11 protein-coding genes are annotated in these 14,350 nt (G+C 70.8%); 3 read left to right on the forward strand and 8 right to left on the reverse strand.

The window, feature by feature from the left end:
* The first annotated feature begins 224 nt into the window (after window positions 1-224).
* From KEG57_RS30700 to KEG57_RS30710, 3 genes are all read left to right on the forward strand, one after another.
* The gene (locus KEG57_RS30700) at window positions 225-1,106 is read left to right on the forward strand and encodes a hypothetical protein (protein ID WP_272425060.1); all 882 of its coding nucleotides are present in this window, start codon (window positions 225-227) and stop codon (window positions 1,104-1,106) included.
* A gap of 32 nt (window positions 1,107-1,138) precedes the next feature.
* On the forward strand, window positions 1,139-1,801 hold the full coding sequence (locus tag KEG57_RS30705) for a thioredoxin-like domain-containing protein (RefSeq protein WP_272425061.1): 663 nt from the start codon (window positions 1,139-1,141) through the stop codon (window positions 1,799-1,801).
* A gap of 111 nt (window positions 1,802-1,912) precedes the next feature.
* A complete protein-coding gene (locus KEG57_RS30710) occupies window positions 1,913-6,124 on the forward strand; it encodes a sigma 54-interacting transcriptional regulator (protein ID WP_272425062.1) in 4,212 nt (1,403 codons plus the stop codon).
* A 123-nt stretch (window positions 6,125-6,247) separates the two neighbouring features.
* On the opposite strand, the gene KEG57_RS30715 is transcribed toward KEG57_RS30710, so the two are convergent.
* The 8 genes from KEG57_RS30715 to KEG57_RS30750 form a co-directional block, all read right to left on the reverse strand.
* Window positions 6,248-6,937: an SCO family protein gene (locus KEG57_RS30715; RefSeq protein WP_272425063.1), complete on the reverse strand. Its 690-nt coding sequence runs from the start codon at window positions 6,935-6,937 to the stop codon at window positions 6,248-6,250.
* 32 nt (window positions 6,938-6,969) lie between these two features.
* Window positions 6,970-7,428 (reverse strand): DUF420 domain-containing protein, encoded by a 459-nt coding sequence (locus KEG57_RS30720; RefSeq protein ID WP_272425064.1) that lies wholly within the window; start codon window positions 7,426-7,428, stop codon window positions 6,970-6,972.
* A 9-nt stretch (window positions 7,429-7,437) separates the two neighbouring features.
* On the reverse strand, window positions 7,438-8,394 hold the full coding sequence (gene cyoE, locus KEG57_RS30725; protein ID WP_272425065.1) for a heme o synthase: 957 nt from the start codon (window positions 8,392-8,394) through the stop codon (window positions 7,438-7,440).
* A 190-nt stretch (window positions 8,395-8,584) separates the two neighbouring features.
* Window positions 8,585-9,406, reverse strand: a complete 822-nt coding sequence (locus KEG57_RS30730) for a carboxypeptidase regulatory-like domain-containing protein (protein WP_272425066.1) — start codon at window positions 9,404-9,406, stop codon at window positions 8,585-8,587.
* A 119-nt stretch (window positions 9,407-9,525) separates the two neighbouring features.
* Window positions 9,526-10,641 (reverse strand): hypothetical protein, encoded by a 1,116-nt coding sequence (locus tag KEG57_RS30735; RefSeq protein ID WP_272425067.1) that lies wholly within the window; start codon window positions 10,639-10,641, stop codon window positions 9,526-9,528.
* Window positions 10,642-10,684: 43 nt separating this feature from the next.
* The gene (locus KEG57_RS30740; protein WP_272425068.1) at window positions 10,685-11,188 is read right to left on the reverse strand and encodes a T3SS (YopN, CesT) and YbjN peptide-binding chaperone 1; all 504 of its coding nucleotides are present in this window, start codon (window positions 11,186-11,188) and stop codon (window positions 10,685-10,687) included.
* Window positions 11,189-11,388: 200 nt separating this feature from the next.
* Window positions 11,389-13,176: a hypothetical protein gene (locus tag KEG57_RS30745; protein WP_272425069.1), complete on the reverse strand. Its 1,788-nt coding sequence runs from the start codon at window positions 13,174-13,176 to the stop codon at window positions 11,389-11,391.
* 312 nt (window positions 13,177-13,488) lie between these two features.
* A complete protein-coding gene (locus tag KEG57_RS30750) occupies window positions 13,489-14,334 on the reverse strand; it encodes an SDR family NAD(P)-dependent oxidoreductase (RefSeq protein WP_272459095.1) in 846 nt (281 codons plus the stop codon).
* Between the last annotated feature and the right edge of the window lie 16 nt (window positions 14,335-14,350).

The following is a 14,350-nucleotide window of genomic DNA, read 5'->3' on the forward strand; positions in this document are numbered from 1 at the left end:
CCTTCGCCCCGCGCGCCCTCCGCGCCGCCCTGCTCCCCCTCGCCCTGCCCCTCGTCGGTTGCGACGTAGGCAGCCCTGAGCGCGAGGCCATCGACGCCCCCCCCGTCCACCTGGTCGAAGTCGAGCTGTCCGGGCTCGACGCCGGCGGTCAGCCGACGACGCTGACGCTGACGCCGAGCGCGCCCGCGCCCGCGGACGACAGCCGCGCGCTCTCGACGACGAGCGTGCGCGTCACGTTCGATCGGTTCCTCTTGCCCGGTGAAGCGATCCGGCAAGCGGTCTGCCTGCAGCCGAGCGCGGATCCCGTGCCGACGGCGTCGCAGTGCCGGCAGGGTGTCTTCCTGGAGCCGAGCTACGACCCGGTGCACCGGCGCGTCACGTACCGCCTGCCCGCGATGACGGCGCTCGTGCCCGACACGAAGTACTGGCTCACGGTGCTCGCGGCGACAGAGGCCTCGCCGTTCGGTGTGCGCGCGTTCGACGGCGCGCCGCTCGCGGCGAACGTCGTCCTGCAGTTCACGACGGCCGTGATGGATCCGCCCGGCGGGCCCGTGGATCCGGCGCTCGACGAGGCGGCGCGGCGCGCGGCGTCCGAGGAGCTCTTCTGCACGGCGAGCGCGTGTGTGGCGTCGTGCGCCGTGGATGATCAGCTCTGCATCGACAAGTGCCCCGTCTCGAAGAGCCTGGTCGTCGGCTGCGGCGGCTGCCACGGGCCGCTCGAGGTCGGCTTGGCGGCGATGGGGCTCGATCTGTCGGGCGCGGAGCGGATCCCGGCGATGATCGGGCGCGTCGCGAACCAGACGCAGACGGGCGAGCAGGCCGACGAGGTGGACCTCCGGCCGCGCCGCTTCGGACGGGCGATGCCGCACGTCGACCCGGGCAACGCGGGCAACAGCTACCTGCTCTACAAGATGCTCGCGAGCCCGATCTACGCACGCATGGACGCCGCGAAGGGGCTCGCGCCGGGCGAGATCGACAGGCTGCGCGCATCCGTCGTGGTGGGCTTGCCGATGCCCCCGTACGACCTGTACGCCGCGCCGGAGTCGAGCCTGGAGGCGCTCAGCGCGTGGATCACCACGGGCGCCGAGACGCCGGCCTGCCCCTGAAGCAGACGCCTTCGGCGTGATAGGGTCACGCCATGCCTTACGAGCTTTTGCGTGGCGCGCTCACCTGCACGCTGGTCTTCGTGTCACTCGGGATCGCGGGGTGCGGCGAGGACGCGCCGGTGGGGCCGACGGGGCCGCAGCAAACCGAGGTGCTGACGCCGGACGCGACGCCGCTGCCCGGGGAGACGGAGTGCCGCGTCGTGAAGACGACGAACATCCCGGTCGCGTCGGCGGCCCACCTGGAGCTCTGCAAGGACATCTCGTACGAGACGAACCCGCCGAGCGGAGGAGACCACTGGGGTCAGTGGGCGGCGTTCAAGAAGTACACGACGCCCGTGCCGCGCGAGATGTACGTGCACGACATGGAGCACGGCGCCGTGGTGCTGTCGTATCGCTGCGACGACGCGTGTCCGGAGGTCGTGGCGGCGCTCGAGAAGGTGTTCGACGAGGCCACGGCGGATCCGCTGTGCTTGTCCCAGGGCGCGGGGCCCAAGGCTCGGCTCGTGCTCACGCCGGACAAGGACCTCGACACGCCGATCGCCGCGTCCGCGTGGGGCGCGACCTACACGGCGACGTGCATCGACACGCCGTCGCTCGCGGCGTTCGTGGCGGAGGCGTACGGCAAGGGGCCCGAGTCGCTCTGTAACGCCGGCGTCGACATCGAGGCGGCCCCGCTGACTTGCTCCGAGAACTGAGCTTCCGCTCGCGGCCCGGCCCTCCCCTCCCCTGCCCCGGCAGCGCCTCGAACGAGCGTTCGTGCCACCAGCGTTGACACCTCGAGGCAGAGGTCGAACACTCGATTTCCGATGAACGAGCACAGATCGTCATCGGAGTTGACGGAGCGAAGCTTCGAGCTTCTCGCTCCGGCCGGGAGCGGCGGCGCAGGCGAGGTGTGGCGGGCGCGCGCGCGGCGCGACGGAACGCTCGTCGCGCTGAAGGTCGCGCGTGATGCAGCGGCGCGCGAGGCGATCGCGCGGGAAGCGAGGCACGCGATCCTCGCACTCTCGCCACGTTTGCCCGAGCTCGTCGACGTCGGGTGGTTCGTGCGGGATGGCGACGTCGCGCGCGCGATCGAGGCAGGCGACGATCGCGAAGGCGAGCGGTTCGCGTTCGTGGCGCTGCGCTGGGTCGAAGGCGCGACGCTAAGGGAGCGGGCGCGCGAGGCCGGCGTGGATCGAACGACGCTCGCGCTCGCGGTGGCGCGTGACGCGGGCGAGGCACTCTCGGATCTGCACGAGGTCGGACTCGCGCACGGCGACATCAAGCCGGAGAACGTGCTGCTCGGCTGGGGCGGGCGTGCACACGTGATCGATCTCGGGCTCGCGTGTCCGGTGTACACGGCGCGGATCGAGGGTGGAACGCCGCGGTATCTGGCGCGTGGAGATGCGGATCTTGGGGACGCGCGCGCGCGCGATCTCGTGGCGTTCGGCGCGCTGCTCGCGGAGCTCGTGGACGATGCGGTGGCAGCGTCGGAGCATCCGATCGAAGCGGCACGCGCGGCGCGCCTGCCCGAGCCGATCGCGCTGCTCTGCGCGGCGTTGCTCTCGCCGAGCCCGGGCGCGCGTCCGCCGGCTTCGTGGGTCGCGGAGACGGCGCGGGCGGCGCTCGCGGCGCGGGATGCAGGTTCGGGTCGCGAGCGGGAAGAGCGCGGCGAGCGCGATGCGCGGCGCGTGCGTGCGGCGTATCTGTCGGCGCGACGCGACGAGCTCGCGACGCGATCTTCCGCAGGCACAGGGACGGCGCCGTGGCTCGGCGATGCGCTGGCGTGGGCGCGCCGCGCGCGATCGTTCGTCGACGAGGAGACTTCGCTCACGCAGGACGCGGGCGCGGCTGAGATCGGTCCGCTCGGTCCGGAAGGGATCGCGCGGTGGATGACGTCGCTCGTCGGGAGCCCGGCGGCGGCGTGGCCGACGGGGCCGCTCGGGAAGATCGGAGAAGCGTCGCTCGCGGCAGCGCTCGTGGATCTCGCGCGAAAGCTGCCGCCCGCGGCATGGACCTTCGCGGACGTGGAAGGCGCCGCGCTCGGACGAACGCCCACGACGACGACACCCGAGCGTCCGACGTCGGCGCCGTTCGACATCGAGGAGGTGGCGCGGCTGTCGATCGCGATCGCCGCCGTGCCGCCGGATCCGATGGCGATCGAGCGCGTGGAGCGAGGGGAGAACGTGCCCGCATCGCTGCTCGTGGCAGCCGCGGATGCGCTGCGTCTGTCGGGCGAGCTCGGGCGCGCGAGGAGCCTCGCGCTGCGAGCGCGGGAGCGTCGCGCAAAGGGGGCGGATGCGCTCGCGGCGGAGATATTGCGGCGGGCAGGCGAGCTCGGTGCGGCGCGGGAGATCGCGGCGGAGGCGGATCGACGCGGCGAGGATCCGGACGGGAAAGCGCGCGCGATCCTGGCGCGGATCGCGTTCGACGAGCGGCGCTACGAGGAGGCCGATGCGCTCGTGCAGGGCGCGACGAGCGTGCCCGCGTACGAGGTCGCGGCGCTCGTCGCGGCGACGAAGGGGGATACGGAGCGAGCGCTCGCCGCGATCACGCGCGGCGAGGCGATCGCACGTCGCGCCGAGGAGCACGCGCGGATCGCGGCGCTGCGGGGATACGTGGAGCATGGAGGCGATCCGGCGCGCACACGGAGCGCGTTCGCCGCGGCGGTCGAGCATGCGACACGGGCTGGCGCCGTGGTCGAGGAGGCGACGTACCGAACGGGCGAGGCGGCGGCCGCGGTGGATCTCGGCGATCTCGGCGGCGCGATCGCCACGGCGCGGCGCGCGGCCCTGCTCTGGGAGCACCTCGGCCGGCCGGCGCTCGCGGCCCGCGCGCTCCTCGCACGCGCGGCGGCACATGCAACGGCGGGCGTCGCGCACGAGGCAGAACGTGTCGCGCGGGAAGCGATCGCGCGGGCACGGGAAGGCCGTGACACGCGGGCAGAGGCGTATGCGCTCTGGGCCATCGCGGACGTGTCGACGCGTGGCGCCGCCGAGGGACGACGCGCCGCCGAGCAAGCTCGAGCGCTGCTCGCGGATGCGAGCGGAGACGACAAGTTACGCGCCTCCGCGCGCATGTTGCGTCACGCGGACGCGGCGATCGATCTGGAGACGTGCCTCGAGCTCGATCGTCTCGCGGACACGCCGAGCCTCACCGCGGGCGCGCGGCTCGACTGGTGGCGCGCGCGCGCCGAGGTGCTGCTCGTGGCCTCGGGCGAGCTCGAAACGCGCACCGCGGAGCACGTGCTCGGCGCGATCGTCGCGCTCTCGGATGCGCGCGCGCCCGTGTCGGCACGAGGCCCCTCGATCGCGGCTGGGTATGCACTCGCGGCGCGGCTCGGTCGGGGCGACGTCGCCGTCCGGCTCCTCTCGTCCCTCGGCGACGTCGCGCGTGATCTGCTCTCGCGTGCCTCTCCCGAGCTCGCGCCCTCGATCCGCGCGCTCCCGTGGATCGCGCAGGCCGCGGCCGCGCCGCAGGAAGGCATGCGCGCGGAGCAGGCGCGGGAGCTCGAACAGCTCATCGTCTCGCTGAGTGATCGCGAGCGGCTCCGCTCGCTGCTCGATCGTGTGGTCGACGCGCTCGTGCTCTGGACGGGCGTCGAGCGGGGCTTGCTCCTCCTGCGCGCGCCGGACGGCCGCCTCGTCGCGCGCGCGGCGCGTAACCTCGCGCGGGCCGATCTCCGCGACGAGCAGCTCTCGCTCTCGCAGACCCTCGCGCGGCGCGCGCTCGCGGCGCTGGAGCCCGTCGTCGCCGTGGACGCGGCCGGCGAGTTGCCTGCGGTGCACGTCAGCGTGCATGCCCTGAAGCTGCGGAGCGTGCTCGTCGTGCCGCTCGTCGCGCGCGGCGAGGCGCTCGGCGTGGTCTACCTCGATGATCGCGTGCGGCGCGGCGCGTTCGGTCCGCGCGAGCTCGCGTGGACCCGCACGGTCGCGACGATCGCGGCGCTGGCGATCGCGGACGCGCGGGATCAAGCGCTCCTGCGGCGAGCCGCGCGCAAGGCGAAACGGGCGAGCGCGGCGCTCGAGGAGACGCTGGCGAAGCGAGAGGCCGCGCTCGACGTGGCCGAACGCGAGCTCAACCGGACCCGAGGCACACGCGAGACCCGCTTCGAGTACGACTCCATCGTCGGCGACAGCGAGCCCGTCCGCGCGATGTTGCGGCTCGTGGATCGTGTCACGACCGCCGACGTTCCCGTCCTCATCCATGGCGAATCGGGCAGCGGCAAGGAGCTCGTCGCGCGCGCGATCCACGACAACGGCCCCCGCGCGGGGCGCCCGTTCGTGGGCGAGAACTGCGGCGCGATCCCGGAAGGCCTCCTCGAATCGACGCTCTTCGGCCACGTGCGTGGCGCGTTCACCGGCGCCGACAGACCCCGCTCCGGCCTCTTCGAAGCGGCCGATCGCGGCACGCTCTTCCTCGACGAGATCGGCGAGATGAGCCTCGGCATGCAGGCCAAGCTCCTGCGTGTCCTTCAGGACGGCATGGTCCGACCGCTCGGCACCGAACGCGCGCGCAAGGTCGACGTGCGTATCGTCGCCGCGACCCACCGCGACCTCGACGCCATGGTCCGTGCGCGCACGTTCCGCGAGGATCTCTACTACCGCCTCAACATCATCACGATCCGGATCCCGCCGCTCCGCGAGCGCGCGAGCGACGTCCCGCTCCTCGTGAAGCACATGCTCGCGAAGTACGACCGCTCCGAGGTGCGCGTCACGCGCGCGGCGATGGATCGGCTCATGGCGTTCCCCTGGCCCGGCAACATCCGCCAGCTCGAAAACGAGGTCCGCCGCGCGCTCTTGCTCTGCGACGGCATCATCGAGCGCGAGCACCTCTCGCCCGACATCGCGAACGTCGCCCCGCCCGTCCCCGTGGATCTCGGCTTGCGCGTGCGCCCGCGTGTCGACGCCCTCGAAGCGCAGCTCGTGCGCGAGGCGCTCGAACGCACGAAAGGCAACCAGACCCAGGCCGCGAAGCTCCTCGGCCTCTCGCGCTTCGGCCTGCAGAAGATGATGAAGCGGCTCTCGGTCTCGTTTTGATCAGAGCAGCGACCTGATCGTTGCTCTGCGAGATCGCGCAGCGAGCTCGCCTCGGGGGCTGAATCGGCCGGGCTTTGCCCGGTCGAGAGGGGGACGCGAGGCGTCCCCCTTGGGACGAGCGCTTCACTTCAAGAGGAGCCGCGCGTCCCGCACGATCCCCGTGATCCCCGCCTCGTCCGCATCGTAAAAGCCGCGGATCTTGCCTTCACCGTCGACGAGCACGAGGCGCTCGCCGTGGAAGATCTCGAGGATGCCCTCGCTCGTCTCCTTCTTGCCCATCGCGATCTTGAAGCCGCGCAGCACCACGGTCTCCACCTCGCCGAGCGGACCCGTGAGAAACGTCCAGCGCGCGTCGTCGGCGCCGTACTTGCGACCGTAGGCGGCGAGCACCTCGGGCGTGTCGTTCTCCGGATCGACCGTGAACGTCACGAGGTGGAGCTTGTCGCCGAGATCCTCCGTGCGCTTCTGCACCTCGACCATGCGCTTCGTGAGGCGTGGACACACGCTCGGGCAACTCGTGAACACGAAGTCCGCGATGTACGGCTTGCCCCGCAGATCGGCCGCTCCGAAGGGTTTTCCGTGGTGATCGGTGAGCGTGTACGCGGGCAGCTCGAGCACTGGCTTCGGTGCCGACGGGCGCGGCGTGATCACGATCCGCGTGATCAGCACCAGGACGAACACGATCCCGAAGACGAGCCACGGAAACCGCTTCGCGCGCGCGGGCGTGGGCGACGCCGCAGGTCGCGTGTCTTGCGGGGGTGCGGCCCCCGCGTCCGTTCCGCCCTCGCCTCTGGCCTCCACGCGCGACGTCACGACGTGCGGTGTAGGCGGCGCTCCGCGCACGGTCAAGGCGCGTGGGCCGCGGGCGCGAGCATCGGCGCGAGGTGGTAGAGCATGAGATACACGATGATCCCCGTGACCGAGACGTACGCCCAGATCGGGAACGTGATCTTCGCGAGCTTGCGGTGCGCCTCGAAGCGCCCTTGCCGGCCGAGCCGGAGCGTCACGATCACGAGCGGCAGCGCCGCCATCGCGAGCAGCGTGTGGGTCGAGAGGATCACGAGGTAGATCGTGCGGACGACCCCGACATCGGGGAACCGATGCGTCCCCGTGAGCGCGAAGCGCGCCACGTAGCTCACGAGGAAGACGCCCGACGCGATGAACGCGCCCTGCATTCTCCGCCGGTGCGCCTCGATGTTTCGCTGCTTGATCGCGATGAAGCCGGCGAAGAGCAGCGTCGCGCTGGTCGCGTTGAGTAGCGCGTTCAGCGGCGCGAGGAGACGACCGATGCTTTCAGCGCTCATCGGGGGTGCTCACGCGCCGACGAGCAGCGCGGCTTGCAGCAGCATCAGGTACACGATGGAGATCGCGAAGAGCCTGCGCGCCCATCGTGTCCCGAGCACCGTCGGGCGTAGCCCCCACGCGCCGAAGCCGAGGAAGCCGAGGCCGAGCAGCGCGGCCGAGGCGAGATACACGGGTCCGGCGACGCCCATCGGGACGAGCAGGAGCGAGACCAGCACGAGCGCGAGGAGATACCCGACGATGTGGTTGCGCGTGTGGCGATCCCCGCGCTCGATCGGCATCACCTTGAGACCAGCGCGCTGGTAGTCGCGGCTGCGGAACATCGAGATCGCCAGGAAATGCGGTACTTGCCACAGGAACAGGATGCCGAAGAGCGCCGCGCCGGGGCCGTCGATGCGATCGGTCACCGTCGTCCAGCCGAGCAGCGGCGGGATCGCCCCGGGCACCGAACCGATGAGCAGCGAAAGCGTCGTCTTTCGCTTCAGCGGCGTGTAGATGAGCACGTACGAGAACAACGCGAACGCCCCGAGCAGCGTCGTCGTCATGTTCACCGCGAGACCGAACAAGACGAGCGAGAGCGCCGAGATCGCGAGGCCGAACCAGAGCGCGAGCTTCGGCGAGATCCGGCCCGCGGGCAGCGGTCGGTTCTTCGTCCGGGCCATGAACCCGTCCGTGTCGCGCTCCAGGTACATGTTCAGCGTGTTCGCGCCGCCGACGACGAGAATCGTCGCGAGCAGCGAGAGCATGACAACACCCGGAGACACCCCGGCGAGCCCTTGCTCGCGCGCGTACCGGTTCGCGACCCAGGCCCCGCCCAGCATCGTCGCGACCACGATGACCGTGACGCGAGGCTTGGTCAGCGCGACGAGATCGCGCGCCACAGCCCCGAACGAACGCTCGTGTTGCTCGTACCCCGAATCACGGCGGTTCACGTGCACGTCGCCGAGCGGCTCCGCGGGGATCGTCATGCGCGCACCTCGATAGCAGATGCAGCACCCGGGGGCACGTGTGTGAGGCCAGGAAACACGGCAGCAGCAGCAGCGACCATACAGGACGACGTCATGAAGCGGGGGGAGCCTAGCGCGGGGGCGCTTTGCGCGGGAGGAAAGCCCAGCGCGATCGTGGGGTCAACCCGGGTTCGAGACAACGGGGTCGGGCCTACCAAAGTCCCTGGAGCTCGCCCTGATTTTCGGGCGGCTCCGACTCGGTGCCGTCGAACGAGAAGGCGACCTCGAGCGTCTGCCCGTCGGTCACCGTCACCTCTTGCGTCTTCACGCCGTACCGGGCGTGAAACGCCTCGAGCTTGTACTTCCCGGCCGGCACGCGATCGATGCGGAACGCTCCATCCGCGCCGCTTACCGCGAAGAACGGATGATCGGTGACCACGACGAAGCTCCGCATCCACGGGTGGATGTCGCATCCGAACCGTACGATGCCGGAGGGCGGCAAGCGCTTCGCGATCGGCGGCGATCCCATCGCCGTCGCATCGTTGAAGACCGTCTCGGCGCCCAGGTACGTGTGCACGTTGTGCAGCGTCCGGTCGCTGTTCTTCACGACGACCTCCTGCCCGCTGAGGACGCCCTGGATCCGCGGCACGTACATGCAGTCGAGCTGATCCACGGTCGCGGCCGGCGGCACGTCGTAGCGCCCGTCAAAACTCTTCGGCGCGATGCGGACGAGCACGTCCTTCAGCTTGCCCCCCTGGACGATCACGGCGTCGTGGACGAGCTGTTTGTCCTTGCAGACGTCGGTCGCCTGCGCGCGCTTCGCGGGCACCTTCATCTCGGGCGGCTGTCCCGTGAAGCGCACCTCGCCGCGCAGCGTGGCGCTGCCGAGCTTGCCCGCCGGCGCGGCACTCGCCGCCGCGGACGCCGCGGGCGAGGGCGAGCTCCCCGTCTCCTTCTGGTTCTGGCAGCCCGCCGCGAGGGCGACGAGCATCACGACCGAAGGGACGATCCAGGCTGTTCGATGTGACGTCATGTTCGCGATGCGCCCCGGGAGGGCCCGATCGAGCGCTCCCCGCGTCCTAGTGAACGCTTCGCGGCACGTCAACGGAGCGCGCGGGTTCGTCTCGCCAGATCGTGAGAAAACCGAACCCCTCAGCCCGGACGCGCGCCCTTCGCCTCGCCCGTCCCCGGGCCCTCGCCCGGCGTCGACTCCGCACGCGAGATCGCCGCCCAGAGCCCCCGGTGATCCCGCGATGCGAGCACCGTCGCGAGCGACGCGAGCACGAGCGCGAGCGCGCAGAGCGGCACGTCCGGCGCGCCCCGCGCCACGAGGAGGAGCGCGATCGCCCCCGAGAGCGCCGGCGTCAGCGTGCGCGTCGCGAGCGCCGCGACCGCGATCGCAGGCGCCGCGAACGCGACGAACGTGGCGATCACGGGCGAAGCAAACGGCTCGGGCCGCAAGACCAGATTTTTCGCGGCACGCGCGAGCAGCACGCTCACCGCGGCCGCCTCGTCGGACGTGCCCGCGAGCGCTTGCCGCGTGGCGAACAGCGCGACCGCGAGCGCCGCGACCGTCGCCGGGCTCGTGAGCTTCTTCCCGCGCGACGCGACGAACCCCACGGCCACGGCCATCGCCGCGCCGTCGAGCAAAAGGCCCACCGTCGACACGCCGCGCGCGATCCGCGCGAGCGCCTCCGGCGCGACGCCGTCACGCATCACGATGAGCACCGACGCGACCCGCGAGAGCCCACCGAGCCCGAGCAGCCCCAGCATCACCGCCGTCGCCCGCGCGAACGGCGTCCGCATCGTGTCCCACGCCGCGAGCAGCGCGAGCACGCACGCGACACCGCCGACCAGCACGAGCGAAGCTTCCGGCACGCGCGACGCCGACGCCGAGAGCGTCACGAGCACGACGAGCCCGCTCGCGAACACGGCGCCGAAACGCACCACCGCTGGCAAACCCGCGCGCAGCGCCGACAGCCCGAGCGCCATGGCGCCCACGGTCGCGAGGATCAGGAAGAACTGCGACATCGCCGCGCCCGCGAGCTCGAGGTAGTCGCCCGTCCTGCCGAGGCCGACGGCCAGGCCTCGCACCGAGGGGCCGAACGCACGTCCGAGCAGCATCGCGAGCACCCCGAACACCGCGAGCGGCCGGACGAACCCGAGCACACCGAAGCTCGTCGGGGGCTGCTCACGTGACGCGGGCGGGGCGGATCGGGGCGCTTCGGACGCTTCGGGCGCTTCGGTGCTTTCGCCTTCCGTGCTCATCGGGGTCGGGCTCGTCGCAAGCGGCTCCCTGCAAGGCGCAGGCTCACGCATCGCTCCAGTCGCGGAGGTGGACCGTGTCGTCGAAGAACGCCGAGGCGGCTGAGGCGTCGATCAGGTCCTGCATGCGATGCCCCCCGAATTCTTCGAAAATCCGGTCGTCGTACTCGTCGGCGATGACCGACATGTCGCGCAGCGCGGCGAGGATTTCGTCCGGATCGAGCGTCTCGCCGCCGAGCAGCGTGTGCACGAGGACCACACACGCGCCCTGCGGAACGTAACCGAAGGCCCCGAACCGGAGGCGCGCGTTCATGCGCAGGAGCTTCATCGCGAGGTCGGGCGTCATCTCGACCCCGCGGACGAGCTGAGCCACGAATCGCACGACGGCGCGGTCGGGCTCCCACGGGATGATCTGGATGTAGATGTACGCCGTCCCCTGTCGGACCACGTAGAAGCGCGGCTCGACACGGACGAAAGCCGGCGAGTCCGCGAGCGTTTGCTCGATCCGCGCGATGCTCACGCGAGCGGCGGATGCAGCGTCCTTGGACATCGTGGGGCGATGCTACCAGCTTCGGGGCGGGCCGTCTCGCGTTGTCCTAGACAAACCTGCCATCCTTCAATCGTCGAGGTTGTTGCACAGGCTCCTGCGCGAATCGTTGCATCGAGCACCGCGGCCTTTGCACCAGAGGTCCAGGGCTGCGCCCTGGTCGGGTCCGGGGTGAAACCCCGGCGCTGCGCTGTCGAGCCACCTCAGCGGGTCGGAACAGGGAGGAGCGGCGGTGGGCCACGTCGCTCATCCGAGGGCGTGAGCGTCGGCGCACGCGGCGGACCGACCGGCGAGACGCCGCTTCCGCCCTTCGGGTCGGGCAGGAGATACGGATAGGCGTTGCGCGTGCTGCACGCGTCCACCGGATCGCGGTGGAACTCCCAGTGCAGATAGACCCGGCCGTCGTGCGACACGATCGCGTCGGGCGCTTTTCCGAACGGCGAGGCGCGGTTCATCGAGTTCAGCGCCACGATGTCGAAGGCCGTCATCCCGCTCGCCTTCGTCACGCCCATCTTCACGATCTTTCCCTCGTCCTTGCTCAGCACGATCTCAAGGTGCGTGACGAGGTTCTTGTTGAACGTGTGCTCCTGCGGGAGGTTGTCGAGCGACGCGAGGAACTCCTCGGCGAAGATCGGGTGCAGGCGGTTGTGGATCGTGTTCAGGTACGCCGCGAACGCGGACTGCGCGGCGTTCAGCGCCGTCTGGTTTCCGACCTTCACCGTCGGCTCGTAGTTCTCGATCGCCGCCTTGTACTTGCCGAAGTTGTTCTTCTCCCACTTGCCGCGGTGCGCGCTGCGCCGCGCCGCACCGTCCGCCGCGCGCTCGGCCTCGAGTTTTTCCCGACCGACCGAAGCCTCGAAGCCCGCGTGCGACAGATTCAGGTTCGGCCCACCCGCGATCCCGGGCGCGCCGAGGCCCACGGAGCCGACCTTCACCGGGCTCTGATAAGGCGCCGGTTGCCGCTTCTTTCCGGCCTTGCGGCTCTTGCCGTCGCCGCCGGGGTTTGCCGGATCCATCGTGAACCCGCCTGCGCCCACGCCCGCGACAACCTCGGGTGACGCGGGGCCCGCGCCGCCGGGGCTCGCAGGCGGAGCTGCGGGCGTCTTCGGCGCATTCGCGCCTCCACCGGTCGTTCCACCAGGCGCCATCGGTGGCGGCGAGGCCTTCGCGATCGCGGCCGCGGGCGGCGCGGGCTTGGCCGTGTGGTGGTGCTCGGCGCTCTCGCTGCGATCCTTCGACTCGCCGGGCGCCTTGTTCGAGCCGGCTTTCTCCTCGCTCTCGGCGACCTTCTCGTGGTCGTCGTTCCCCTCGCCCGAGGTTGCGGGCTTCTTCATCTCGCCCGCGTTCGGATTCGCGTGATCCTGATCATGGGACCTGAGGCGCGCGACCGTCTCTTCCTTCACGGTGTTCGCCTGATCCGCGATGCGGCTCGCGTCAGGATTGTCCTTCTGGTTCGGCTCGACGTGCTGGCGCACCGCGATGCGGCGATCCGGCTCGATCGGCTTCGGCGGCTCCTGCTTCGCGACGTCCTCCGGAGGCGGAGGAGGCGGCGGCGGTGGAGGCGGCGGAGGCGGCGGCGCCACGAGCGGAGGCGGCGGCGGGATCACCTTCGGCTCCTCCTTGGGAGGCTCGACCTTGGGCGGCTCGACCTTCGGCTCTTCCTTCTTCGGCGGAGGCGGCTTGATCTTGGGCGGCAACGGCTGCTCCGGCACCGCATCCGGATCCGGCTTTTCGTCGTCGTTCGTCTCGTCGGCCTTCTCCTCGGGCGGCTCGGCCTCCTGCGGCGAAGGCGTCGCGGGCGCATCGACGAGGACCTCGAACTCCGTGTCCTGCGGACGCAGCCCCTCGCGAACCGACTCGACGAGACTCCGGATTTGTGCGCGATCCTCGACGACCTGCGCGACCTCCACCGCACCGTTACCGCCCGCCCAGTGGACGACGATGGCTGCAGAGATCCAGAGCAGCAGGGGGATGTGGGCTTCGCGCGACATGCCGGTTCGTGAGGCTCCCGGGGCGGAAGGGGCAGATCGTGGGAACGAACCCAGCACCCACCCATTCGACGTGGCCGGGAGACTTCACCCGGCAAAACGACGAGTTACCCAGCGACGAAGTCCTGAGCGAAAGCTCACGACGGCCGCCGCTGAAAATCGAAACTAGCATCCGTGTCCGAGCCCAGCAACGACCGGGATGGCCGAAACGGGCCGTTCCGGGCGGGATCTTGGGCGGAGAACGGGACGCGTTCGTGAGCCTCGGCGCAAGGCACGGGCGGAAACCAGCGAAGAACGTCGTCCGCCCGCCCGTTCTCAGACCTTCGTGATCGCGTCCCAGTGGTCGGCGATCTCCTGGGCCGTCCACGCCGCGCCCTCGTCTTTGAACTTTCCCGCGCTTTGCACGACCTTGTACGCGAAGACCTGCGAGCCCGTGACGGCGAGGACGTGCCCCGTCCGATCCCCGCAAAGCTCGGAGCCCAGGAAGAGCGCCGCCGGCGCGATGTGCTCCGGCGTGAGCGACTCCATGCCGGCCTGGAACATCGGAAGATCCTCGGTCATGCGCGTCTTCGCCACCGGCGCGAGCGCGTTCACCGTGATGCGATGCTTCTGCAGCTCGATCGCCGCGGTCCGCGTAAAACCGTAAATGCCGGCCTTCGCGGCCGCGTAGTTCGATTGCCCGAAGTTGCCGAGCATGCCCGAGACGCTCGTCGTGTTGACGATGCGCCCGCCGCCGCCCTGCGCGACGAGCTGCTTCACCACGGCCTGCGTGACGAGGAACGTGCCCTTGAGGTGCACGGCGACGACGCTGTCCCACTGCTCCTCGTCGAGCTTGAGCAGCGTCTTGTCCCGCAGGATGCCCGCGTTGTTGACGAGCACGTCGATGCGGCCGAAGGCGTCGAGCGCGGTCTTCACGATGCCCGCCGCGCCCGCGGCCGTCGCCACCGAGTCGAAGTTCGCGACCGCGACGCCGCCCGCCGCCGTGATCTCGTCCACGACCTTTCGCGCCATGGCGTCGCTTCCGCCGGTTCCGTCGCGCGCGCCGCCGACGTCGTTGACGACCACCTTCGCGCCTTCCCGGGCGAAGAGAAGCGCCTCGGCGCGGCCGATTCCGCCGCCCGCGCCCGTGATGATTGCCACTTTGCCGTCGAGCAGACCCATCCCATGCCTCCTTCGA

The sequence above is a fragment of the Polyangium jinanense genome, from assembly GCF_028435365.1.

What these genes read in the sequence shown, in the direction of transcription:
- KEG57_RS30705 (WP_272425061.1), top strand. Translation starts at nt 1,139, where the DNA reads ATGCCTTACGAGCTTTTGCGTGGCGCGCTCACCTGCACGCTGGTCTTC.
- KEG57_RS30710 (WP_272425062.1), top strand. Translation starts at nt 1,913, where the DNA reads ATGAACGAGCACAGATCGTCATCGGAGTTGACGGAGCGAAGCTTCGAG.
- KEG57_RS30720 (WP_272425064.1), bottom strand. Translation starts at nt 7,428, where the DNA reads ATGAGCGCTGAAAGCATCGGTCGTCTCCTCGCGCCGCTGAACGCGCTA.
- cyoE (WP_272425065.1), bottom strand. Translation starts at nt 8,394, where the DNA reads ATGACGATCCCCGCGGAGCCGCTCGGCGACGTGCACGTGAACCGCCGT.
- KEG57_RS30730 (WP_272425066.1), bottom strand. Translation starts at nt 9,406, where the DNA reads ATGACGTCACATCGAACAGCCTGGATCGTCCCTTCGGTCGTGATGCTC.
- KEG57_RS30735 (WP_272425067.1), bottom strand. Translation starts at nt 10,641, where the DNA reads ATGAGCACGGAAGGCGAAAGCACCGAAGCGCCCGAAGCGTCCGAAGCG.
- KEG57_RS30740 (WP_272425068.1), bottom strand. Translation starts at nt 11,188, where the DNA reads ATGTCCAAGGACGCTGCATCCGCCGCTCGCGTGAGCATCGCGCGGATC.
- KEG57_RS30745 (WP_272425069.1), bottom strand. Translation starts at nt 13,176, where the DNA reads ATGTCGCGCGAAGCCCACATCCCCCTGCTGCTCTGGATCTCTGCAGCC.
- KEG57_RS30750 (WP_272459095.1), bottom strand. Translation starts at nt 14,334, where the DNA reads ATGGGTCTGCTCGACGGCAAAGTGGCAATCATCACGGGCGCGGGCGGC.